This is a genomic window from Enteractinococcus helveticum, from assembly GCF_020742345.1.
Classification (GTDB): domain Bacteria; phylum Actinomycetota; class Actinomycetes; order Actinomycetales; family Micrococcaceae; genus Yaniella; species Yaniella helvetica_A.
In genome coordinates this window covers 23,876-48,043 of record NZ_DYXC01000030.1, presented here as the reverse complement: position 1 = coordinate 48,043, position 24,168 = coordinate 23,876, and the positions used below count along the sequence as shown (strand labels likewise).

At 57.1% G+C, this 24,168-nt stretch carries 17 protein-coding genes; 13 read left to right on the top strand and 4 right to left on the bottom strand.

All coding sequences use genetic code 11. From position 1 onward, the window contains the following. Positions 1 to 33 precede the first annotated feature (33 nt). Together uvrB and K8V32_RS02570 are read left to right on the top strand one after the other, a co-directional pair. On the top strand, positions 34 to 2,178 hold the full coding sequence (uvrB, locus tag K8V32_RS02575) for an excinuclease ABC subunit UvrB (protein ID WP_303902405.1): 2,145 nt from the start codon (positions 34 to 36) through the stop codon (positions 2,176 to 2,178). Positions 2,179 to 2,390: 212 nt separating this feature from the next. After that, positions 2,391 to 3,698: a TerC family protein gene (locus tag K8V32_RS02570; protein WP_303902402.1), complete on the top strand. Its 1,308-nt coding sequence runs from the start codon at positions 2,391 to 2,393 to the stop codon at positions 3,696 to 3,698. A 79-nt stretch (positions 3,699 to 3,777) separates the two neighbouring features. Here the strand turns inward: K8V32_RS02570 and K8V32_RS02565 are convergent, their stop codons facing one another. From K8V32_RS02565 to K8V32_RS02555, 3 genes are all read right to left on the bottom strand, one after another. After that, the gene (locus tag K8V32_RS02565; protein ID WP_303902399.1) at positions 3,778 to 5,910 is read right to left on the bottom strand and encodes an HNH endonuclease signature motif containing protein; all 2,133 of its coding nucleotides are present in this window, start codon (positions 5,908 to 5,910) and stop codon (positions 3,778 to 3,780) included. A 178-nt stretch (positions 5,911 to 6,088) separates the two neighbouring features. Continuing rightward, the gene (locus tag K8V32_RS02560; RefSeq protein ID WP_303902397.1) at positions 6,089 to 7,390 is read right to left on the bottom strand and encodes an alpha/beta fold hydrolase; all 1,302 of its coding nucleotides are present in this window, start codon (positions 7,388 to 7,390) and stop codon (positions 6,089 to 6,091) included. A gap of 116 nt (positions 7,391 to 7,506) precedes the next feature. Then, complete coding sequence (locus K8V32_RS02555; RefSeq protein WP_303902394.1) at positions 7,507 to 10,140, bottom strand: DEAD/DEAH box helicase; 2,634 nt, start codon at positions 10,138 to 10,140, stop codon at positions 7,507 to 7,509. Between the two features lie 104 nt (positions 10,141 to 10,244). On the opposite strand from K8V32_RS02555, the gene K8V32_RS02550 reads away from it, so the two are divergent. Next, positions 10,245 to 11,093, top strand: a complete 849-nt coding sequence (locus tag K8V32_RS02550; protein WP_303902391.1) for a methyltransferase — start codon at positions 10,245 to 10,247, stop codon at positions 11,091 to 11,093. A gap of 90 nt (positions 11,094 to 11,183) precedes the next feature. Here K8V32_RS02550 and K8V32_RS02545 read toward each other — a convergent pair whose 3' ends face one another. After that, a complete protein-coding gene (locus K8V32_RS02545) occupies positions 11,184 to 11,876 on the bottom strand; it encodes an MBL fold metallo-hydrolase (RefSeq protein WP_303902388.1) in 693 nt (230 codons plus the stop codon). Between the two features lie 230 nt (positions 11,877 to 12,106). Between K8V32_RS02545 and uvrA the strand changes: the two genes are divergently transcribed. From uvrA to secG, 10 genes are all read left to right on the top strand, one after another. Beyond that, positions 12,107 to 15,049, top strand: a complete 2,943-nt coding sequence (gene uvrA, locus K8V32_RS02540; protein ID WP_303902457.1) for an excinuclease ABC subunit UvrA — start codon at positions 12,107 to 12,109, stop codon at positions 15,047 to 15,049. 62 nt (positions 15,050 to 15,111) lie between these two features. Further along, positions 15,112 to 15,792 carry a lysophospholipid acyltransferase family protein gene (locus K8V32_RS02535; protein WP_303902385.1) on the top strand — a complete coding sequence of 227 codons (681 nt, stop codon included), beginning with the start codon at positions 15,112 to 15,114 and terminating at the stop codon, positions 15,790 to 15,792. A 23-nt stretch (positions 15,793 to 15,815) separates the two neighbouring features. Next, a complete protein-coding gene (gene uvrC, locus K8V32_RS02530; protein ID WP_303902382.1) occupies positions 15,816 to 17,753 on the top strand; it encodes an excinuclease ABC subunit UvrC in 1,938 nt (645 codons plus the stop codon). Continuing rightward, entirely contained in the window at positions 17,750 to 18,643 is an 894-nt protein-coding gene (gene rapZ, locus K8V32_RS02525) for an RNase adapter RapZ (RefSeq protein ID WP_303902379.1), read from the top strand. The genes uvrC and rapZ overlap by 4 nt, the downstream gene beginning before the upstream one ends. Beyond that, entirely contained in the window at positions 18,640 to 19,695 is a 1,056-nt protein-coding gene (locus K8V32_RS02520) for a gluconeogenesis factor YvcK family protein (protein ID WP_303902376.1), read from the top strand. The genes rapZ and K8V32_RS02520 overlap by 4 nt, the downstream gene beginning before the upstream one ends. Positions 19,696 to 19,755: 60 nt before the next feature. Further along, the gene (gene whiA / locus K8V32_RS02515; protein WP_303902373.1) at positions 19,756 to 20,739 is read left to right on the top strand and encodes a DNA-binding protein WhiA; all 984 of its coding nucleotides are present in this window, start codon (positions 19,756 to 19,758) and stop codon (positions 20,737 to 20,739) included. Positions 20,740 to 20,893: 154 nt separating this feature from the next. Continuing rightward, on the top strand, positions 20,894 to 21,520 hold the full coding sequence (locus K8V32_RS02510) for a superoxide dismutase (RefSeq protein WP_303902370.1): 627 nt from the start codon (positions 20,894 to 20,896) through the stop codon (positions 21,518 to 21,520). A 169-nt stretch (positions 21,521 to 21,689) separates the two neighbouring features. Beyond that, the gene (locus K8V32_RS02505) at positions 21,690 to 22,913 is read left to right on the top strand and encodes a phosphoglycerate kinase (protein WP_303902367.1); all 1,224 of its coding nucleotides are present in this window, start codon (positions 21,690 to 21,692) and stop codon (positions 22,911 to 22,913) included. 43 nt (positions 22,914 to 22,956) lie between these two features. After that, entirely contained in the window at positions 22,957 to 23,772 is an 816-nt protein-coding gene (gene tpiA / locus K8V32_RS02500) for a triose-phosphate isomerase (protein ID WP_303902365.1), read from the top strand. Between the two features lie 23 nt (positions 23,773 to 23,795). After that, entirely contained in the window at positions 23,796 to 24,044 is a 249-nt protein-coding gene (gene secG / locus K8V32_RS02495) for a preprotein translocase subunit SecG (protein ID WP_303902362.1), read from the top strand. Positions 24,045 to 24,168 lie beyond the last annotated feature (124 nt).

Below are 24,168 nucleotides of genomic sequence, written 5' to 3'. Positions count from 1 at the left end.
TCACCCGTTATGCTCCGGCGTAACATGCTAGGCATGAGTTTGGCTCGAGAGATTAACCGCGTCGTTGCCCCGTTCAAGGTTGAAGCACCGTATGAACCGGCCGGTGACCAGCCCCAAGCTATCGCCGAACTCGCCGAGCGCATTGAAGGTGGGGAAAAGGACGTCGTACTGCTGGGTGCCACCGGTACCGGTAAATCCGCAACCGCAGCGTGGCTTGTTGAACGACTCCAGCGGCCCAGCCTGGTGCTGGTGCAGAATAAAACCCTGGCCGCCCAATTGGCCAATGAATTCCGCGATCTGCTGCCACATAACGCAGTTGAATACTTCGTGTCGTATTACGACTACTATCAGCCGGAAGCTTACGTCCCGCAAACCGATACGTTCATTGAAAAAGACTCCTCGATTAACGAAGAGGTCGAACGCCTGCGCCACTCGGCTACCAACGCGCTGCTGACCCGCCGCGACACCATCGTCGTCGCCACCGTCTCATCAATCTTCGGTCTGGGAACGCCCGAAGAGTACATCGCCCAAATGGTCACCGTGAAAGTCGGCGATATGCTTGACCGCGACGATCTGCTGCGCCAGTTTGTGAACATGCAGTATGTTCGCAATGACGCCGATTTCCACCGCGGGACCTTCCGCGTGCGCGGCGATACGGTGGAAATCATCCCCATGTACGAGGAACTTGCCGTGCGCATCGAGTTCTTCGGCGACGAAATCGACGCAATTCAAACCCTGCACCCGCTGACCGGCGACATCATTCGCGAGGAAGAAGAAATGTATATCTTCCCGGCATCGCACTATGTTGCCGGTGATGATCGCATGGCCCGCGCGATTCGCGATATCGAAGACGAACTACGCCAACGCTTACAGGAACTGGAATCGCAGAACAAATTACTGGAAGCCCAGCGGCTGCGCATGCGCACCACCTATGACCTCGAGATGATGCAGCAAATGGGGTACTGCAATGGCATTGAGAACTACTCGCGCCACATTGACGGTCGCCCCGCCGGATCCGCACCGCACACCCTGCTGGATTATTTCCCGGATGACTTTTTACTGATCATCGACGAATCGCACGTCACCGTCCCACAGATTGGTGGTATGTATGAAGGCGATGCGTCGCGGAAGCGAACACTGGTCGATCACGGGTTCCGCCTGCCATCAGCACTCGACAACAGACCGTTGAAATGGGATGAATTCCTGGAGCGCATCGGACAAACAGTTTACATGTCGGCAACTCCGGGACCCTATGAACTCAGCCAGGCCGATGGCGTTGTTGAACAGATCATTCGACCAACCGGGCTGGTGGACCCTCAAATCGTTGTCAAAGGCACCAAGGGTCAGATCGATGACCTCATGGATGAAATTAACCTGCGTGTCGAACGGAACGAACGTGTACTGGTGACGACGTTGACCAAACGCATGGCTGAAGACCTCACTGAATACCTGGTCGAACACGGGGTCAAAGTTCAATATTTACACTCCGACGTCGACACTCTGCGTCGCGTTGAACTCATGACGGAGCTGCGCAAAGGGGCCTTTGACGTATTAGTGGGTATTAACCTGCTGCGTGAAGGTCTAGACCTTCCCGAGGTATCCCTGGTGTCTATTCTGGATGCTGATAAAGAAGGGTTCCTGCGTTCGAACCGGTCACTCATCCAGACCATCGGTCGTGCGGCACGCAACGTTTCTGGTGAAGTGCACATGTATGCGGATAAAATCACCGATTCAATGCAGTACGCGATTGATGAAACCAATCGTCGTCGTGATATCCAGATTGCACACAATAAGAAGCACGGTATTGATCCACAACCGTTGCGTAAGCGCATCGCCGACATCACCGATCAGTTGGCACGTGAAGACGCTGATACTCAGGATCTGATGTCGGGTATGGCCGGCATCAAGACCGGCTTTGATTATGGAATGGGTAATCGCGGTTACACGGCGACGATCACCGAGGAACAACAGCGATCAGCGATGTCTGAGGAAGACAAGAAGGTTGCGAAACTTGCTGCGGTTCCGGCCAAGGACCTTTCGGATCTCATTCAACAAATGTCTGAACAAATGCACCAGGCCGCCGTGGATCTCAATTTCGAACTCGCGGCCAGACTACGCGATGAAGTTTCGGAGCTCAAAAAAGAGCTGCGCGACATGAAACGCGAAGGCCACGCATAGTTCACAGGATTATTGTCCACTGCATTTGGTTTCGACCATTACCAGGGACCGTTTCCTGATATAGTCGGTGCAGAACAAGGGAGTATCCCAGAAGCTCCGTGCACGTCAACACGTCGAACACCGTTGTTCGGCCGGGTACGGACCCCGTTGTTACGTCGGGGGAGAGACTTGTGGAATTGAAGTTACCTAAAAACTAGGAAGGACTCCCTTTCATGGAGATTACCGGGCTTACTTGGGCTGTCACAATTGCAGCCATTATCGGGTTAGTCTTCTTTGACTATTTTTTCCACGTCCGGAAAGCCCACACCCCCACTCTCAAAGAGGCGGCAATTTGGTCGAGCATCTATGTTGGGGTAGCACTGGCTTTTGGTCTCGTGTTCTTTGCCTTGGGCGACACGGATCACGCGATCGAATATTATGCCGGCTTCATCACAGAGAAGGCGTTATCCGTTGATAACCTCTTCGTGTTCATGATCATCATGACGAGTTTCGCTGTACCCCGGCAATTCCAGCAAAAGGTCCTGCTGTTTGGTATTACGTTTGCGCTCATCAGCCGCACAATCTTCATTCTGCTGGGTGCCGCCATTCTTGAGTGGTGGTCAGATGCGTTCTACATCTTCGGTATTTTCCTCCTGCTGCTGGCTGGACAACAGCTCAAATCTGAGTTCTCATCCGCGGAAGAAGCAGGATCTGAAGCAGATAACGCCCTGGTCCGGTTTGCCCGAAAAGTCTTGCCAGTTGCAGAACACTATGACGGCGACAAAATCATCACCCGGTTAGACGGCAAGCGCCTATTTACCCCAATGCTGCTTGTCATGGTTGCCATTGGCGTGACCGACCTTATCTTCGCGCTTGACTCGATTCCTGCTATTTTCGGGCTAACACAAGAGTCATACATCGTCTTCACAGCCAACGCATTCGCGCTGCTGGGTCTGCGTCAGTTGTACTTCCTCATCGACGGTCTGCTTGATCGACTGGTCTACCTGGGATACGGTTTGGCTGCGATTCTCGGATTCATCGGGGTCAAGCTCATGCTGCACGCATTGCACCAGAACAATCTGCCATTCATCAACGACGGCGAAGATGTGCCGGTGATCGAAATCAGCACTGGATTCTCGTTGCTCGTCATTATCGGGATCCTTATCACTACCATCGCCTTCTCATTGCTCAGCCCGAAGGGCAAGGCACTCCGTGCACTGCAAAACGCTGAGAAATTTGCCCACCGCTACACGCTGCTGCCAGAAGATGCCACAGTAGAGCAACGTCAGGAAGCTGCAGAAAAGATGGATTTCTGGACCCATCGTGCCCAAGAGACCGAACACCGGTATCTTGAAGAACTTATTGAACATAAAGATCAGTGGTCGGCTATTATTCGACTCGCTCACGAAACCCGGTTGGAGGACGCCAACCGTCGAGGCATCCCAGCGTTAATGTCACAACGTATTGTCACTAGCGACGGTCCGGTCCTTGCCCCGAATACCAATGGAAAAGATAACGAAGATTCAGAAGCTCGTGACTAATTGAATCATAGTATTGCTCGCCAGGATGCTTCGTCCGGGCGAGCAATTCTTTGCACTGATCCTGTGACTGTCCGGAGTGCTAGTCGTCCCAGTAGGTATTTCGAATCGGGGTCTGGGCGGGATCCAGCCATGGGGCTGGAATCCAGTACAAGACACCGTCGTCATTCCATGTTGGGGTCCAAACACCTTGGTGGACGTGGGTATGACAGGCGTTGCATAACAGGATGAGGTTGGTGGTATTGGTTCCACCATCGTGGAACCAATAGATCCCATGGTGGCCTTCAGTCCATGCCGGAGGGACTCGACAGCCGGGGCCGCGACATCCGCCCAGCATGGCGGCAGCTAGGATCTGCTGATCGCTAAAGAGACGTTTCCCTTTTCCAAGGAATAGTGGGACGCCACCCTGGTTGAAGATCGCCGGGATTATTTTGGCATCGCACAGATCCTGTAGTACGGCCGCCAGAGCAATAGTTCCCGTTTGAAACCGGTGTGAGACATATGGATGGCCTCGTTGTTGCTGATGTTCAGCTTTGTCATTGCTGACATCATCGTGATCGTCCGGAGGGTCTGTTGACTTTTGGCGCCACACACGACCCAAGACGGGGTCGGCACCCAAGAGTTGTTCCGGATCGGTTGTTCCCGGTGGAACATGTTCATCAACGATTGCTTCGAGAGGATCGAGTCTCCGTGGCGGTCCTGGGTCAAATCCAGCCATGCCGGGGCTGCGCGTGAACTGTTCATCAAGATGGTATTGCTGGGGTAACCGGTCGCGGTGAATTTGCAGCAGTGTTTCGTAGTCCATCACGGTCCACAAGATGGCGGGAGCTCGTTTATACTCCGTCATGCCTTCGGCACCTGGGGAGCGTTTCCCTTGGGCTTTGAGTATGGTCAGAAAGATATCGTGGGCCTTTTCATCGCGGGACCGCGGATCAAGTTTGCGAGTCTGCTCCCGAGTAAGTTTGGTGCCATCTTCGGTCTCGATGAACGTTTCTTCGTCATTGACAGCATCATCCATACGCTGATGGAAGGCTCCGAGGCGTTCCTGAGCGTTCCGATCGGCAGTACTTGATTCCGAGCCATCAAGACCCACTTCATCTTCTTCTTGATCTGCGTCGTCATCGAAGGTATTTGATGAGGTGGCGGGTGCAGGCTCCGACTCTGAGTCAAACTCCGTGCTGTCGTTATTTGTAGCGGTTTCAGCGGTATCAGCTTCAGAATGATCCTCATCCGGTCGGAACTTATCTTGGTTGGCCTTGAAATTGAGTCCTGCAAGAATCAACGCTTCGATGAGTTCAAGATTTACGACGTCGGTAATAATGTTGACGTGGAGCTTGCCGTTTACGATACGCGTTGTTAGCGAGTTTTTGACCTTGGTCAAGCGCTGTTCTGGTGGTGGCCCGTCAGGATCAACAATATGGGCGATTTGGTTGAGCCACCCAGTTGCTTGTTGTGCCAACTCTTGGGGTCGCAGCTGTTTGGCAGCGTCGGTGAAGAATGGATCCATGGTTTTTAGGATCTCTTTGGCATTGTCCTTGCTCAGTCCCACCGCGTGATAAAAATCAAAAAATCGGTTCGCAATCTGACTCATCCGGTCCATATTTTCGGAAGGGATCTCCCCGGCAGTATAGGCTGCTGCCATTTCGGGGAGTAACGGCTCTGTGGCCAATCGATCGATGGTTTCCAAATCACCGGTGACAAGGGCTGCCCGGTTATAGAACTTGGAAATCTGGCGGGTCTCGAGTTGAAACCGCTCGGCCAGCCAGCGCTTGCCGGTCTTGTGGAGATTCACCTTGGCGGGGATACCCAGCATGGTGTCCCGATCAAAGAGATACGCTTTTTCAGCGAAACCCGTGAGCTGAGCGATGATGGCGTCTTGGACACGCCGTGCGGTGACGAGGTTGTCCACAAATCCGGGCAGAGTATTGAAGAACTCATCCGGTGGCACCGGGGTCGGTCCTGCGTGTTTTCCCTGAGAAACGTCCGCGTCGTCGTCATGATGGTTTTTGACAGGGTCGTTGAGCCAGACAGTGCCCCAATCCGCTCCAGACGCGTAAGTGTGGCGAGCGAATGATTCGTAGGCCTCCGGGGTTGACAGCTTGAGCTGTTGTTTTTGCACGATGCGTAGGGCCAGGGCTTGGAGTTCACCAGGCGACAGAGCATCAAGTTCCACCTCAGAAATCAGGCCGTCGGTATCCGGTAACCGCGTCACCATGGTGCTCACCTCCCCATCACCCGGCTGAGTATTGTTGCGTTGAATCCAGCCTAAGGACCGCCCGACGTAATGGTGCAAGAAGTGCGCCAGCTGGTGGAAAACTTCGCCACATCGCACCGGCTGTGGAAAACACCGGAAGGCGCGGGGCCGCGGTGTGTAAAATACCCGGGCACGGATGCTAGTTGCGCTGGATCATCTGGTGGAGGCGGGCGAAAATCTCGGCCCCGGCTTCACCAAGGCCGTCGTGGTGCCACCGGTCGGACTCCCAAACGTGCAGATTCGTGACCTGTTCGGCGGCGGCAAGGGAGAGGTCACGATCCACGTAAACGTCGTCGGTATACACCAACGCGGCCACGGGTACCTGGTTAGCGGCGAGTTGGTCGAGGTCATACAGTGGGCCCCACTGTGTCCAGTCGGCAATCAGCTGGGTTGCCCGGGCTACGGGTTGTAGGGCTGGATCCAGCTCGGTGTACCAGTCGAAACACATCTCACCGGTGAGCAGGGGAGTATCGGCCTTCTTGGGGTTGAAGTCCGGGAAATCGGCGAGCACGCGTTGGGCTGCCCAAGCTGTGGGTTGGGCCCCAGGTTGTGCATAAATGGCCTCGTGCAGGATCAAATACAGCGGGTTCGTGGCGCGCGAGACCTGCTGGTAGACGGCCGTCAAAAACGTGTCCGACAGGGTATCGGTGCCGGCAACGAAGGCCTCTTCCAGCACATAGTGCAGCGCATCGATCCGGGTGTTGCCGCCCAGGTACATGCCCAGGGCTTGGACACGCCCAACCGTTAGTGGGGAACCATCGGGTAAGACGACGTCGTTGCAGCGCACGCGAGAATAAATCTTCGCCAAAATCTCCAGGTCCTTGGGAAACCTGCGGAAATATTCGCGGTTGCGGGCGCGCATCTTGCGATAGGTGGCCTGATACACCTGGTCGGCGGGTCCAGCCAGCGGTGGGATACCGCCGGTGATCATCGATCCTGCTAGGCCTTCAGGTGCAAAGGATAAGTACGTCAGCGTGCAGAATCCCCCAAAAGACTGGCCCAGTGTGACCCAAGGGTCAGCCCCCAGTGCGTGCCGGATCGCTTCTGCGTCGGCTACGATATCCGGGGCCCGAAAATGCGTCAGGTACCGGGCCTGGTCGGCGGGTCTACCGCGAGCAATTAACGTGTGCCGGTTGATCGGGGTGGATAATCCGGTGCCGCGTTGATCCAGCATCAGCACCCGGTAGTGTTTCAGTGCCTCGGCCATCCAGCCGCTTATGCGAGCTGGTCGGGTTCCTTTTCCACCCGGCCCACCCTGCAAATACAAGAGCCAGGGCTTGTTTTCACCGCCGTCCTCGGTAAAAAATTCGCGCGCATACACGGTCAGTTCTTCGCCGTCGGGGACCTGGTGATCCAGTGGCACGGTGAAATAGTGGTCACGTATCCCGGTGCCATCGTGCATTCGGGAGGGGGAACCTACAGTGTGCGGGGCGGTGGCCATGGGTCTCCTGATGTGTCGGGTGGGTTGTCAACGGGCGCTGCGAAATCTTCCCACAGTCCCACAGCGCGTGGACCGTATTCGGGCTCAGTCGTGGTGCACCGGGCGTCAGCGGTGCCTCATAACAGTGGGGCCCCCACCGACAGTGTGGTGACGGCGGGGGAGCCTTGCTCATTGGATGCCTCGAGGTGGACGACGGCGTTGATCCCAAAGTCGTAGTTACCCTGTGGGTCCACGAGCACCTGGGTGACCAGCCAGTAGTCCCCGTCCTGGGCGCCCACATCGGCCATTTCCGCCGACGACAACTTCGGAGCCTTGTCGATGCGGAAGAATTCGGGGGAGCGGGCGGCCGGGGAGTCATCGAGGTCCTCGTAGGCGCCAAAGTAATCGTCCAGCGCATCGGCCCAATTATCGCAAGTGTAGGGTATTGCGCCGTCGGGCAAATGATCCAGTGCTTCGAGGCGGGCGTCTTGTTCGTCGCCGAATAGCTCAACCCGGTGGAACATCGCATTGCGCAGCATGACCGTAAACACTCCGACCGTATCGGTAAGTTTCGGTGGCTCGGGCGGGGAGAGTGACTCGTGGTCGGCGATGAGTTGGTCGACGTCGTCGGCCATCATGTGTTCCCATTCCTCGAGCAGCGACGAGTCGGTTGTGACAATAATGGTCTCGAGCCATTCTTGGAGCAGGTCGAGTTCCTCGGTGCGCAACTCCTGGGGGATTGTCTGGCGCAGGGCCTTGGCCGCATCGGTGAGATACCGCAGCAGCACGCCCTCCGAACGGGCAATACCGTAGTAGTTCACGTAGTCACCAAAACCCATTGCGCGCTCATACATGTCACGCACCACGGACTTGGGTTGCAGCTCAAATTCGGCTAACCACGGCGCACCCTGACGGTAGATCTCAAACTGTTGATCCAACAGCTCGGCCAACGGTTGCGGGTAGGTGAGTTTATCCAGGACATTCATCCGCTCGTGATACTCATACCCGTCGGCGCGCATCCGAGCCATTTCTTCGTCACGGATCTTGCGCAATTGGGCGGTCAGCACCTGGCGCGGTGCCTCGAGCGTGGCCTCAATAATGGAGACCATATCGACGGCGTAGGTCGGTGACTCTGCCTCCAGCAGCTCGAATGCGGCCAGCGCGAAGGGGCTCAGCGGCTGGTTCAGTGCGAAATCGGCCTGCAACTCGACGGTCAGCTCCAACCGGTTGCCCCATGCATCGGGTTCGTCTTGGACTTCGACGACGTCGGTTACCATCAGTTCACGCAGAATCCCAATCGCCCGGCGCTGCAGTGCCGCCTTGGAGGCTTTGGTTTCGGCCGATCGCAGGATCATCCGGCGCACCGCGGTCACCGGGTTGCCCGGTCGGGCCAGAATATTGAGCAGCATCGAGTGGGTGATGCGCATCCGCGAGACCATCGGCTCGGGTTCGGCGGCGACCAATTTCTCAAATGTGGCCTTCGACCAGGACACAAAGCCCTTGGGTGGGGACTTTTTCGGTTGCGATTTCGAAGACTGCGCAATCCGGCGCGCCCGTTCTTCGGCATTTTTAATGTTCGCAAATTTCTCGGCGGCCTTGGCATCGGCCTGCTGGTTTTCAATCACATGCTCGGGGGCCTGGACGACGACGGTACCCGCTGTATCGAATCCGGCACGCCCGGCCCGCCCGGCGATCTGGTGGAACTCGCGCGCATTGAGATGACGCTGTTTATTGCCGTCAAACTTCGATAACCCGGTCATTAACACCGTACGAATCGGCACGTTGATGCCCACACCAAGCGTATCGGTACCAGAAATGACCTTCAGCAGGCCATCCTGGGCGAGGCGCTCTACGAGCCGGCGGTATTTGGGTAGCATCCCGGCGTGGTGGACGCCGATGCCCTGACGAATCAACCGGTTCAGGGTCTTACCAAAACCCGAGGTGAACCTGAAGTCCTTGATGATCTGGGCAATCTGGTCCTTCTCGGCGCGCGTCGTCACCGAAATAGAGGCCAGATTTGAGGCCTGCTCAACGGCGTCCAACTGAGAAAAGTGCACAATATAAATCGGCGATAGGCTGGATTCGACCAGCGCCTCAATTTGTTGCTGCACCGGCAGCTCAGAGTATTCAAAATACAGCGGGATCGGCCGGGTTGCAGAGGAGACGGTCACGGTGTCACGCCCCGTGCGCTGGGTCAAAGACTCCTCAAAGAACGTCGTATCACCCAGGGTTGCCGACATCAACACGAATTGTGCCTGGGGTAATTCCAACAGTGGCACCTGCCAAGCCCAACCGCGTTGCGGGTCTGCATAGAAATGAAACTCATCCATAACCACCGGCCCGACGTCCAAACCGGAACCCTCCCGCAGCGAATGGATGGCCAGAATTTCAGCGGTGCAACAAATAATGGGTGCATCCGGATTAATCGCTGAGTCCCCGGTGACCATGCCGACGTGCTCGGCGCCAAAGATCTCAATGAGGTCAAAGAACTTCTCCGACACCAGGGCTTTGATCGGCGCCGTATAATAGCTGCGTTGATTCATGGCCAGTGCATAAAAGTGGGCGGCCAGTGCAACCATAGACTTGCCGGACCCCGTCGGGGTGGCCATGATGACGTTCTTGCCGTCGGCCAGTTCGGTCACGGCCTCATCTTGGGCCGGATACAGCTCAATGCCGCGATGGGTTGTCCATTCAACAAACCGATCGTACAGCAATACTGGCTCGAGGTCTTCGCCGTGGTCAGGATCAGGAATAAAATCAGTCAGTTGCACCTAACCCATCCTAGTGCCCAATTCTTGTGCCGAAGGCTTCGCGAACATTGCGATTCATAACGCGCCCCTCTTGGGAACTCAGCACGCCCGTTTAGGCTGATCACATGGAAAACTTCGTATGGGATCCCGCCCAGTATGCGCACTTCGCCGGCCACCGAGCCCGGCCCTTTGTGGACTTGACCAACGCCGTCCAACTGGATGCCCCGCAACTGGTATTTGATATGGGATGCGGTCCCGGCAATATGACCGTGACCCTAGCCGATCGCTGGCCACAGGCCAATATCACCGGCTACGATGCCTCAGCCGAAATGATTGCCGACGCCGAACAGTTAGTCGCTTCTCGTGACGACAACGCCTGGGCCAACGTCTCCTTCGGCCAGCAGGAAGCCGGTTCGTGGACGCCGCCGGCCGACACCGACGTCATTGTCTCCAACGCGATGTTCCAGTGGATTCCCAACCACATCAATATTATCTCCGGTTGGCTCAAAACCCTGAAACCCGGCGCCTGGTTTGCCATGCAAGTACCCGGTAACTCCGTGGCTCGTTCGCACCAGTACATCGGTGAACTGGCCTCCGAAGAACGCTTTTCCTTGGCTAAAGACTCGGCCTACACCGGCGAAACTGTGCATTCGGTGGAGGACTACACGCACATGCTGCTGGAACACGGTTTCCGTCCAAATGTCTGGGAGACGACGTACCACCAGGTGCTCAGCGGGCCAGATCCGGTCTATGACTGGGTCAAAGGTGCAGCACTGCGCCCTGTGCTGCAGAAACTCCAAGAGCACGATGACGCACACGCCACGAACCTCCACGACGCATTCGTGACCCGGTATAAGGCCGAAATGGTTGCCGCATACCCGCCATATATTGGTCCGGACGGTCAAGAAGTCACCGTGTACCCATTCCGCCGGATCTTTGTGGTCGGGCACAAGGAACTGGACTATTTCATCTAACGGGCGCGACACAGAAAAACCGTTGACTACTTCGCCAGGTGGTCAACGGTTTTTGGTCTGAGCGCGACTCGTATCGTCGTCCCGCGGTTCTTACCAGCCGCGTGCACGCCACTCGTCCAGGTGTGGGCGCTCAGCACCCAGCACGGTGCTGCCGCCGTGGCCGGGCAGGATCACCGTGTCGTCGTCGTACCGGGCAAAAATCCGTTCGGTGACGTCGGTTAGCAGGGAATTGAAGCGTTCGGCGTCGTCCCACGTGTTGCCTACGCCCCCGGGGAATAGTGAATCTCCGGAAAAGATAATGGTCGGCTCGTCACCGTTGGGCACATAGACTAGGGCCACCGAGCCGGGGGTATGCCCGCGGAGTCCGATCACGTCGAGCTCGATGCCCGGGAACTGGGCCTTATCACCGTGGTGTAGCTCGACCTTGGCGCGGATGCCGGTTTCCTCATAGATTGCCGCGGCGTCAGGGGTTCCTGCGGAGGTGGGAACCTGGGTACGCTCAACAATTTCTGGCAGCGCACGGATGTGATCCCAGTGCTGATGCGTAGTAATCACCGACACCAAATCCAGATCGCAAGGGGTGTCCACGGTGGCCGATTCGATCAGCTCCATAATCGCGTCGGGCTCATCGGCAGCATCAATAAGAACCTGGGCGCCGGTGGTCTTGGACGTAATAAGGTAGACGTTATTATCCATCTCAGAAACCGAACGGGTTCGGATGGTGACCTGGGGCAGGTTGTATAAAACCTTGATGGGACCAATAGGTGACGACGTTTTGGACATGAACGCTAATTTACACGTTCCGTCGTGTTGTAGCGAATAGCCCACTGCTGTCCGGGTCCTTTGCTTTCGACGAAAACTAAGCGCGAAAGGCCTAGCAACGTGATGCAATACCGAGAATTGATCTATTCTGGAAGTCTAGTTTTCTACTGTCTTGAACGACTCGAGGGACTGAGTACTTGACCACCACACATAATATTGACGGCGCTGCAGGTCTCCAGGTTTCAAATAACGTGACACCTGACACAACGCAGACTAAAGCCGTTATCGGGGCCCACGAGCCTGACCGGATCGTGGTTCAGGGTGCGCGTGAACACAACCTCAAAAACGTGAACCTCAACATTCCACGAGATGCTTTCGTGGTCTTCACCGGACTCTCCGGGTCCGGAAAATCCTCGTTGGCCTTTGACACCATCTTCGCCGAAGGCCAACGACGCTACGTCGAATCCCTATCGTCATACGCGCGCATGTTCTTAGGCCGAGTGGATAAGCCCTCGGTCGATTTCATTGAAGGGCTCTCCCCGGCGGTCTCGATCGACCAGAAGTCGACGTCGAAAAACCCGCGCTCAACGGTTGGCACAATCACCGAGATTCACGACTACATGCGCCTGTTGTGGGCGCGCATCGGTGTCCCGCACTGTCCGGAGTGCCACGAACCGGCTTCTCAGCAGACCCCGCAGCAGATCGTAGACCAGCTGCTCGCCCTGGAAGAACGCACGCGTTTTCAAGTCCTGGCACCGGTTGTGCGCGGGCGCAAGGGCGAATTTGTCGACCTGTTCGCTGACCTCTCGGCCCAGGGTTTCTCCCGTGCCATTGTCGACGGTGAACAAGTGCAGCTGATCGATCCGCCCAAACTGCAAAAACAGGTCAAGCACAACATCGCCGTGGTCATCGACCGTCTAGTCATCCGCGAGGGAATCCGCCAGCGTCTGACCGACTCGGTAGAAACCGCGCTCGAATTGGCCGACGGGATCGTCGTCGTCGACTATGTGGACATTGACGCCGAGATTGATCCCGAGATGCGCAATACCGGTGAGTGGACTGCGGTTGACGACGAGGGCCGCGCTAAGTACCGGTCGTTTTCGGAAAAACTGTCCTGTCCCAACGGTCACATTCTGAATATTGACGAAATTGAGCCGCGCTCGTTTTCTTTCAATAATCCCTTCGGAGCGTGCTCGACGTGTACCGGTATTGGATCGCAGCTGCAGGTTGACGAAGAACTGCTCGTCCCAGATCCTGATCTGTCGCTCAAAGAAGGAGCCATCGCACCGTGGGACATCGGTAAGCGTACGCGCGAATACTGGCAGCGGTTGATGTCCGGGCTGGCCGAAGAGGTCGGTTTTTCGATGGACACGCCGTTCAAGGACCTGCCAAAGGCCGCGAAGAAGGCGCTGCTGCACGGCAAGGATTTCAAAGTCAAAGTGTCCTACCGTAACCGGTGGGGACGTGAACGCCGCTACACCACCGGGTTTGAAGGCGTCATGGACTACGTCAAACGCAAACACGACGAAGCTGAATCGGATCAAGCCCGCGATCGTTACCAGTCGTATATGCGCGAAGTCGCCTGCCCGGCCTGTGGGGGAGCACGTCTGAACCCCACGTCACTGTCCGTGCTGGTGGGTGGCCGCTCGATCGCTGAAGTCTCGGCCATGCCAATGCAAGACTCGATCAATTTCATGCGTGACCTTGACCTGTCAGCACGCGACGCCAAAATCGCTGATCAGGTGCTCATTGAGATCAAAGCCCGACTGAAGTTCCTGCTCGACGTCGGACTGGACTACCTGAACCTGGAACGCCCCGCCGGCACGCTATCCGGTGGGGAAGCCCAGCGTATTCGCTTGGCCACACAGATCGGCTCGGGTCTGGTCGGGGTGCTCTATGTTCTTGACGAGCCATCAATTGGGCTGCATCAGCGCGATAACCGCCGTCTGATTAGTACCCTGCTGCGGCTGCGCGATTTAGGCAACACCCTGATTGTGGTTGAACACGATGAAGAAACCATTGCCGAAGCCGACTGGATCGTGGATATCGGTCCGGAGGCCGGGGAAAAGGGTGGCAATATTGTCCACTCCGGCTCCGTTCAAGGGCTATTAGAAAATACTGAGTCGTTGACCGGCGACTACCTGTCGGGCCGCCGAGAGATCCCGATTCCACCCAAACGTCGCCCGATCGACCCGGCCCGTCAGGTCGAAGTTGTCGGAGCGCGCGAAAATAACCTGCAGAACGTATCAGCCAAATTCCCACTGGGAGTCTTCACCGCGGTAACCGGAGTATCCGGTTCGGGTAAATCCACCCTGGTCAACGAAATCCTGTACAAGGTCTTAGCCAATGAGCTCAACCATGCACGCCACGTTCCCGGCCGTCACCGCCGCGTCAAGGGCCTAGACCAACTGGATAAGGTGGTCCACGTCGACCAGTCACCAATTGGGCGCACCCCGCGGTCCAATGCCGCAACCTACACGGGCGTATTTGACCACATCCGAAACCTATTTGCCGACACCCCAGAGGCCAAGGTCCGTGGGTATAAGGCCGGCCGGTTCTCGTTCAACGTCAAAGGTGGCCGCTGTGAAGCTTGCGCCGGTGACGGCACCCTGAAGATCGAAATGAACTTCCTGCCCGACGTCTACGTCCCCTGTGAGGTCTGCCACGGCGCCCGCTACAACCGAGAGACGCTGGAGGTTGAATATAAGGGCAAGAACATTTCGGAAGTGCTCAATATGCCAATCGACGAGGCCGCGGAATTCTTTGCGCCCTACCAGCGCATCGCCCGCCACCTCAATACGCTCGTCGACGTCGGACTGGGCTATGTGCGCCTCGGCCAACCCGCCACAACCCTGTCGGGTGGTGAGGCCCAGCGTGTCAAACTGGCCACCGAGCTGCAACGCCGTGCAACCGGTAAATCGGTCTACGTACTCGACGAACCCACCACCGGGTTGCACTTCGAAGACATCCGCAAACTGCTCATCGTGCTCAACCGGCTGGTCGAAAAAGGCAACACCGTCATTACGATCGAACACAACCTGGATGTCATCAAATCCGCCGACTGGATCCTCGACCTGGGCCCAGAAGGTGGCTCCGGCGGTGGCCAGATCGTTGCCACGGGAACCCCCGAGGACGTTGCCAAGGTGTCTGCAAGTCACACCGGACGATTCTTAGCAGAAGTGCTCCGCGCTTAACGTTGTAGAATCATTGAGTCCACGTCCAAAAACGCTGCCGTCCAATGGCAGGGAGGGGAACCATGGCAATCGGCGAAACTGGGCTGGTGCGCACCACGGTACGCACACTGCTTCGAGTGGGAGCACGACCTGAAACAACAGGTTTCGAACACGTCCCGGCCACCGGCGGATTCATCGTCGCCAGCAACCACCTGTCATTTTTGGACTCGGTCATCATCCAGGCGCTGCTGCCCCGCCAAGTACGCTTCTTCGCCAAAGCCGACTACTGGACCCAACCCGGGCTCAAAGGCAAGATCATGAGCGGATTCTTCAACGCCGTGGGATCCATCCCGGTCGAGCGCGGCGACCAATCCGCCTCGGTCAACGCCCTGAACCAGCTGGTGGATTTTATTGAAGCCGGTGACGGCGTTGGCATCTACCCGGAAGGCACCCGCTCCCGTGACGGCCGCCTCTACCGCGGCCGCACCGGCGTCGGCTGGCTCGCACTGACCACCGGGGCACCAGTGATCCCGGTGGGACTCATTGACACCGATAAACTGCAACCACCCGGGCGCAACATCATCCTGCCCCGCAAATTCCAGATCCGCGTCGGTGAACCCATCCACGTTGAAAAACTTGGACCAAAACACAGCCTCCCCATCCGGCGTCAGACCACCGATAGGATCATGGACGCCATCGGGCAACTGACCGGTCAACAACGCGTAGCATCCTATAATAAGAGGCCAGACGAAACGGCCTCCTAAATTTCTAAGGAGACCCCACCACCTTGGCTGATCCAGCCTCCTACCGGCCAAAATCCTCCGACATTCCCACCGATCCGGGAGTGTATCGCTTCAAGGATGAACACGGCCGCATCATCTACGTCGGCAAAGCCAATAACCTGCGCTCCCGACTGGGTTCCTATTTCGTCAACCCAAACACCCTGCCACCCAAGACCCGCACCATGGTGCACATGGCCGCCGGGGTGGAATGGACCGTCGTCGCCTCCGAACAAGAGGCCATCCAGCTCGAATACACCTGGATCAAAGAATTCACCCCGCGGTTCAACATCATGTACCGCGACGACAAGTCCTACCCGTATCTGGCCGTGACCATGAACGAAAAATTTCCGCGAGTCATGGTCATGCGCGGAGACAAACGCAAAGGCGTCAAATATTTCGGACCCTTCTACCCGGCCAAAGCCATCCGCGAGACCGTGGACCGCATGCTGCGTGTCTTTCCAATCCGCAGCTGCTCAGCCGGGGTATTCCGGCGCGCCCAATTGGCCAACCGCCCGTGTCTCATGGGGTATATCGATAAGTGTGCTGCTCCCTGTGTGGGCCGGATCTCGGAAGAAGACCACTACGCTCTGGCCGAAGACTTCGTAGCCTTCATGAATGGCGATGTCCGCCCATATTTACGCGAGCTAGAAGACCACATGAAACAAGCCGTGGCTGAACTGCGCTACGAGGATGCCGCCCGCTATCGCGACGACATCGAAGCGTTGAAAAAAGTCTTCGAGCGCAACGCCGTCGTCCTGCCAGAAACCACCGAAGCCGATATCTTCGCATTTGCCGAAGACGAACTGGAAGCCGCTTTTCAGGTCTTTCACGTGCGCGACGGACGCATCCGTGGCCAGCGCGGCTGGGTAGTCGAAAAAGTCGACGACACGACCAAACCCCAGCTCGTGGAACAGCTGTTATTGCAAATCTATGGCGATATGGAAGATACCGAGCGTATTCCGCGCGAGGTGCTGGTTCCCGTCCTGCCAGAAAATGCCGACGACGTCGAAACCTGGATGACACAACGCCGCGGCGCCCACGTAGATCTGCGAGTGCCCCAACGCGGTACCAAACGGCAACTCATGGAGACCGTCCAAGAAAATGCCGACGGCGCCCTGCGACTGCACAAATCCCGCCGCTCTGGTGACATCACCGCGCGTTCGGCAGCACTGCGCGAGCTGCAAGAAGCCCTGGAATTCGACCAACCACTGTTACGCATTGAGGCCTACGATATCTCACATGTCCAGGGCACAAACGTGGTGGGATCCATGGTGGTCTTCGAAGATGGCCTGCCCAAGAAACGCGACTACCGCAAATTCAATGTCACCGGGGACGCCGCCCGCGATGACACCGCGGCCATGGACGATGTCCTGACCCGACGCTTCAAAAACTACCTGCGCGAACAATCCGATGCACCCCTGGTACTCTCCGGCGAACTGGACCCCGAAGACAACGGGGATCCCAAAAAATTCTCCTACCCGCCATCCCTGGTGGTCGTTGACGGGGGATTAGCCCAGGTCAACGCCGCACAACAGGCTCTACTGGACTTAGGAATTGATGACATCCCCGTGGTAGGGCTGGCCAAACGTTTGGAAGAACTGTGGATCCCCGGCGATGAATTTCCCCTGGTGCTGCCGCGCACTTCACAAGGGTTGTATCTGTTGCAGCGCCTACGCGATGAATCCCACCGGTTTGCGATTCAGGCCCACCGGACCAAACGATCCAAATCAATGATCCATTCGGCCCTGGATGAAGTCCCCGGACTCGGGCAGCGACGTCGCCAAGATCTGCTGAAACATTTCGGTTCCCTGAAGAAGATTCGGGCCGCCAGCATTGAGGAGCTTCAGGCCGTTGCCGGGATCGGTCCGAAACTGGCCGAGACGATTCACACCGCATTGTCCACAGCTTCGCCACGTCAAGAACCAGGTAAGCTTGACTCATGACCTCCGAACTCGAACCGGTCAAACCGGACACCGCAGAAGTCCTGATTATCACCGGCATGTCGGGTGCTGGACGCACCACCGCCGCGCACTCCCTTGAAGACCTCGGCTGGTATGTCGTAGACAACCTGCCACCCCAATTATTTTCCACAATGGCCGGGCTGATCGGCAAAAACCCTGACACCCCGCTGAAACTTGCCCTGGTCGTGGATGTCCGTTCCAAAGAATTTTTCGAATCCCTCCAAGAGGCCATGAACCAGTTGCGCACCGATGGTGCTGAGCTGCGGGTGCTCTTCCTGGACGCCTCCGACGAGGCCCTGGTTCGCCGTTTCGAAACCCTGCGTCGTCCACACCCGCTGCAAGGTGACGGCTCAATTCTCGATGGGATCGCCAGAGAACGCGACCTTATGGCACAACTGCGAGAGCAAGCCGAAATGTTCCTGGACACCTCCGATTTCAATGTCCACGATCTGACCACCGAAACCACAGAACTATTCACCGAGTCCGGGCCCATCGTCATCCGACTCAACGTCATGTCATTTGGCTTTAAATACGGCGTCCCACAAGACTCGAACTACATGGTCGACGTGCGTTTCATCCCCAACCCACACTGGGTACCCGCACTGCGCCCCTACACCGGCCAAGACCACCAGGTCGCCGATTATGTGATGTCCCAAGACGGGGTCACGGAGTTCATTGAAAGTTACGTTGAAATGATGAAACCGGTCATCGCCGGATATCGTGCCGAAAATAAGCACTACGCAACCTTGGCGTTTGGCTGCACCGGTGGCAAACACCGCTCCGTGGCGATCACTTACGAAATCGCCCGCCGCCTGAGTAGCTTCCCCGGAGTGCGGGTGCGCGTGAGCCACCGAGATATGGGGCGCGAATGAGCATGCATGTAACCGGGCAGCTTCCGCTGACGCCCGTCAATCGACCAGAACGCGCAACCATTGGCCACTATGCGCCAAATCTCTCCGTGACCGCTCTGGGTGGCGGCCACGGTCTCTACGCCACACTCTCCGCTCTGCGACTGATCTCCGGTGAAATCACCGCGGTGGTCACGGTCGCCGATGACGGCGGCTCCTCGGGGGTCATCCGTGAAGAAATGGATGTCCTGCCACCCGGAGATTTACGTATGGCCTTAGCCGCGCTGTGTGATGACACCGACTGGGGCCGTACCTGGCGCGACACCATGCAGCACCGCTTCAAAACCGCCACCACCAACGGCGACCCCGGCACTTTGGACAACCACGCGCTGGGCAACCTACTGATCGTCGCCCTGTGGGAACTGCTCGGCGACCCGGTCGATGGTTTGGCCTGGGCTGGAGCACTGCTCGGCGCCCGTGGTGTCGTGTTACCCATGTCGACCACCCCAATGACCATATCGGGCATTGTGCTGGGCGACGGGGGCGACGGCAGACTAACACAACGCCACGTCACCGGACAGGACCGCCTGGCCAAGACCGCTGCCCGCGGCCGAGTCAGTCACATAGAATTGACTCCCGCTGATGCACCGGCCACCCCGCAAGCACTGAAAGCCATTGACTCCACCGACTGGGTCATTCTTGGACCCGGCTCATGGTACACCTCGGTGTTGCCACATCTGCTGCTGGCCGAACAACGCGCTGCGCTGGCCCAGACCCCGGCCAAACGCTGCCTGGTCATGAACCTGCAACCCTCCACCACCGAAACCGTTGGTATGTCAGCCGCCGAACACCTGTCGGTATTGCACTACTATGCGCCAGAATTTCGTCTCGACGTCATCATTGCCGACCCGACGGTGGTCACCGATGATCACCGCGATGAATTCTGTCAGGCAGCGGAAAAACTTGGCGCCACCGTGGTGTTTAGTAAGGTAAAGGACGAGCATCGCGACAACGTCCACGATCCGCTGCGACTCGCCGTGGCGTTCTCCGAGGCCTTCGACTCCATTAGTTCTTAACCGCCAGGAAGATTAGTAACCGCTCGCGCCGGTGCGCGAAGAAAGAATAGTGAACAGCCCATGGGACTTACCGCAACCGCTAAAGACGAACTCGCGCGCGTACCTGTGACGCGCTTTTCCGAACGTTTAGCAGAGGTTGTTGGCATTCTCCGTTTTGGCGGGGGATTGCAGTTATTACCCGGGCGACTCATTATCGAAACCGAACTTGACCACGAGGCCGCGGCCCGCCGGTTGTACATCACACTACGTGACACATTTGGCACCGAATGCGAACTGATCACCCTGGCCGGTTCCGGATCCCGACGCGGCACCCGCTATGTCATGCGCATCATGGAAGGCGGTGCTGAACTCGCCCGCAAAACCGGATTATTAGATCCGCGCGGTCGTCCCGTACGAGGCATGCCCCCGGCCGTGGTCAACGGCACTGTGGCTGATGCTGCTGCCGCCTGGCGCGGAGCCTTCCTCTCTCAGGGCTTGCTGACAGAACCCGGACGATCCTCGGCACTTGAAGTCGTAGCCCCCGGGCCGGAAGCTGCCCTGGCCCTGGTTGGTGCCGCGCGCCGATTAGGTGTCACAGCCAAGGCCCGCGAAATCCGTCAAGCCGATCGGGTCATCATCCGCGACGCCGATACCATCACCAAACTGCTCATGGTCATGGGTGCCGAACAAACCGTGAAAACTTGGCAAAAGCGTCACACAACCAAAGAGGTCCGCTCCTCATCGAACCGACTGGCCAATTTTGACGACGCCAACCTGCGCCGTTCCGCTCAGGCCGCCGTGGCCGCTAGTGCCCGCGTTACCCGCGCCCTAGAAATCCTTGGCGACGACGTTCCTGACCACCTGAAATACGCCGGCAGGCTCCGTGTTGAACACCAGCAGGCCTCCCTGGACAAACTGGGACGCTTGGCCGAACCACCCATGACCAAAGACGCGATTGCGGGGCGCATCCGTCGTCTACTTGCCATGGCCGATAAGCGTGCCAAGGACTTAGGCATCCCTGACACCCACGAAGCAGTCCCGGACGATCTGCGCGATCGCAACTAACATCACACCGCTGTTCGCAAACGGATAAGCGTTCAGCACTTGACCAGCCCCCCGGGGTCTCGGCCTAAGATAGACAAAGTGGTTCAAATAAGAGAACCAACTATTTTGCTGAGACTTATACTTCAGTACCATCCGTACTTACCAGGAGGAACACGTGGCTACTTATTCATTGCCAGAACTACCCTATGACTACGGTGCGTTGGAACCGCACATCTCAGGTCGCATTATGGAATTGCACCACTCCAAGCACCACAATACCTACGTCAACGGTGCAAACACTGCACTGGAGAAACTCGCCGCAGCTCGCGAAGCCGGCGACTTTGGCAACATCAACCAGCTGTCGAAGGACCTGGCATTCAACCTGGGTGGACACACCAACCACTCGATCTTCTGGAACAACCTGTCTCCAGACGGCGGCGACAAACCAACCGGTGAACTGGCTGCTGCAATCGACGAGTACTTCGGTTCCTTCGACAACTTCCAGGCACAGTTTACTGCTGCAGCGCTAGGCATCCAGGGCTCCGGCTGGGCCATCCTGGCCTATGAACCAATCGGTGGCAACCTGGTCATCGAACAGTTCTACGACCAACAAAACGGTGTCCCAGTAGCTACCACTCCACTGTTCATGCTGGATATGTGGGAGCACGCTTTCTACCTCGACTACCAAAACGTCAAACCAGACTATGTCAAAGCCATCTGGAACATCGTCAACTGGGCCGACGTCCAGAAACGCTTCGAAGCTGCCCGCGCGGGCGCGTCCCAGATTGTGACCCCAAACTAGTCAGTCAACCGGATTAGCCGGTTGCCTACCACTTCACCCAAGGGGACCTTTTGCCACCCGGCAAAAGGTCCCCTTGGTGTGTGATAACCCAAACCGCAAGCGAAATGACTAAGATAGTGACGGTCGCACATGCGACCCTACCCACTAGTCGAGACTAAAGAGAAGATTGATGACGGCCCAAACCCTTCGTGACCTGCTGCCCACAGCTTCCGGACGCACCATAGTAGTTCGTTCCGATCTCAATTGTCCCCTGGACGAAGGCACAGTCACCGACGACGGTCGCATCCGCGCCAGCCTACCCGTGATCACTCAACTGGCCGAAGCCGGGGCCAAAGTCATTGTCATGGCACACTTAGGTCGCCCCAACGGCACCGTCACTCCAGAATTCTCACTGGCCCCCGTAGCCAAGCGCATGCGCGAGCTGACTGACATCCCTGTGACCCTGGCCGACGACATCACCGGCCCCGATGCACAACAGCGCGCCCAACAACTGGAACCAAGACAGATTCTGCTATTGCAAAACGTCCGCTTCGATGCTCGCGAAACGTCCAAGAACGACACCGAGCGCACCGAGCTTGCCCAAGAAATCGCCGCCCTGGCCGGGGATCACGCCGCATATGTGAACGACGCATTCGGTGCAGTACACCGCAAACACGCCTCGGTCTATGACATCGCGACCATCCTGCCCAGCTACCAAGGCACCCTGGTCGCAACCGAACTTCATGTCCTAAACCAACTCATCCTCGAGCCCAAGCGCCCCTACACAGTCGTACTGGGCGGTTCGAAGGTGTCGGACAAGCTTGCAGTCATTGACAACCTCCTGGATCGCGCCGATACGTTACTGATCGGCGGCGGAATGGCCTACACCTTCCTGAAGGCCCAAGGATATGACGTCGCCTCTTCACTATTAGAAGAGGACCAAATCCCAGTGGTCAAAGACTACCTGGCCCGTTCAGCAGCCGGCGCCGCAAAGATCGTCGTCCCCGTAGACACCGTTGTAGCTGAAGCCTTCAGCGCAGATGCGGCCCACGCCGTGGTGACGGTAGATGCCATGACCTCCGGTCCGGGTGGCTCTGATGCCCTCGGATTAGATATCGGTCCGGAAACCGCCAACATCTACGCCGAACATATTGCAGCATCTGCCACAGTGTTCTGGAATGGTCCGATGGGCGTGTTTGAGATGGAAAACTTCGCCGCTGGAACCCGTACGGTCGCTGAAGCTCTAAGCAAAGTCAACGGCCTATCGGTGGTCGGTGGTGGCGACTCAGCCGCAGCCGTGCGTGCTCTGGGTTTTGACGACGAACAGTTTGGCCATATCTCAACCGGTGGGGGAGCATCCCTGGAATATCTGGAAGGCAAAGCCCTGCCAGGCATTGACGCGCTGGCCAAATAATCTTTCCGGGATACCATCACCCCACAACACAGGAGTACTTTCATTGACCTCTAAGACCGACGGTGTCTACACTCGCACCCCACTGATTGCCGGCAACTGGAAGATGCACCTGGATCACTTCCAAGCTGTCTCTCTGGTACAAAAGCTGTCGTGGACACTGACCGATCACGATCACGACTTCGACAAAGTCCAGGTTGCCGTTTTCCCACCGTTTACTGACCTGCGCAGCGTTCAAACGCTGATCATGGCCGATAAGCTCGAGCTGACCTACGGTGCCCAAGATTTGTCACAATTTGACTCAGGTGCCTATACCGGCGATATCTCCGGCGATTTCCTGAAAAAACTTGCGTGCACCTATGTCCTCATCGGCCATTCTGAACGCCGCAGTATTCATCAAGAATCCGACGCCGTGGTTGCGGCAAAACTGCAGGCCGCGCTACGACACGACCTGACTCCCATCTTATGCGTCGGCGAAGGATTAGAGACTCGTCAAGCAGGACAGCACGTCGACTTCACGCTGCAGCAACTTCGTGCGGCTCTTCAAGATGTTGCTGCTGCTGACGCTGCTCAACTCGTGATCGCCTATGAACCCGTCTGGGCCATTGGTACCGGCGAAGTCGCTGGCCCAGCCGATGCCCAAGAAATGGGTGCAGCGATTCGCCAAGAACTCACAGCACTGTATGACACCGAAACCGCCCAGGCAACCCGTGTGCTGTATGGTGGATCTGTCAAGGCAGATAACGTCGCAGCCATTATGCGAGAACGTGACATTGATGGTGTCTTGGTCGGGGGAGCCAGCCTCGACGATGAGGAATTTGCTAATATTGTCAGGTTCGAACATCACCTGGTAACCGATTAATCGTTGAAGAATGGGAATAGCCGTTGAATTTTGAACTAGTGCTCCAGATCATTTTAGTGATCGTGTCAGTCGCGTTGGCCTTTGCCATTCTGCTGCATAAGGGCCGTGGTGGCGGCATGTCCGACATGTTTGGCGGAGGTGTCACCAGTGGCCTGAGCTCTTCCGGTGTCGCTGAACGAAATCTCAACCGATTGACGATCACCCTGGCTGTGTTGTGGGGTGGCATCATCCTGGTGCTTGGCATTATGTCCCGTTTCTCGGGTGACTTCTAACCTGCAAGACGGTCGCCTAATACGTCGATATTGGGGTGGTTGAGGGAATCCTCTCCACCCCTTTTTGTTATCTAGGTCACGGATTAAGCACATTCCTAAGGTTTTCTCAAGGTGATTCACAGAG

Excerpts from the sequence above, each read along its gene's own strand:
- K8V32_RS02565 (WP_303902399.1), bottom strand. The coding sequence starts at position 5,910 with ATGGTGACGCGGTTACCGGATACCGACGGCCTGATTTCTGAGGTGGAA.
- rapZ (WP_303902379.1), top strand. The coding sequence starts at position 17,750 with ATGACCTCCGAACTCGAACCGGTCAAACCGGACACCGCAGAAGTCCTG.
- K8V32_RS02535 (WP_303902385.1), top strand. The coding sequence starts at position 15,112 with ATGGCAATCGGCGAAACTGGGCTGGTGCGCACCACGGTACGCACACTG.
- K8V32_RS02505 (WP_303902367.1), top strand. The coding sequence starts at position 21,690 with ATGACGGCCCAAACCCTTCGTGACCTGCTGCCCACAGCTTCCGGACGC.
- K8V32_RS02550 (WP_303902391.1), top strand. The coding sequence starts at position 10,245 with ATGGAAAACTTCGTATGGGATCCCGCCCAGTATGCGCACTTCGCCGGC.
- K8V32_RS02520 (WP_303902376.1), top strand. The coding sequence starts at position 18,640 with ATGAGCATGCATGTAACCGGGCAGCTTCCGCTGACGCCCGTCAATCGA.
- K8V32_RS02560 (WP_303902397.1), bottom strand. The coding sequence starts at position 7,390 with ATGGCCACCGCCCCGCACACTGTAGGTTCCCCCTCCCGAATGCACGAT.
- uvrB (WP_303902405.1), top strand. The coding sequence starts at position 34 with ATGAGTTTGGCTCGAGAGATTAACCGCGTCGTTGCCCCGTTCAAGGTT.
- K8V32_RS02545 (WP_303902388.1), bottom strand. The coding sequence starts at position 11,876 with ATGTCCAAAACGTCGTCACCTATTGGTCCCATCAAGGTTTTATACAAC.
- whiA (WP_303902373.1), top strand. The coding sequence starts at position 19,756 with ATGGGACTTACCGCAACCGCTAAAGACGAACTCGCGCGCGTACCTGTG.
- K8V32_RS02570 (WP_303902402.1), top strand. The coding sequence starts at position 2,391 with ATGGAGATTACCGGGCTTACTTGGGCTGTCACAATTGCAGCCATTATC.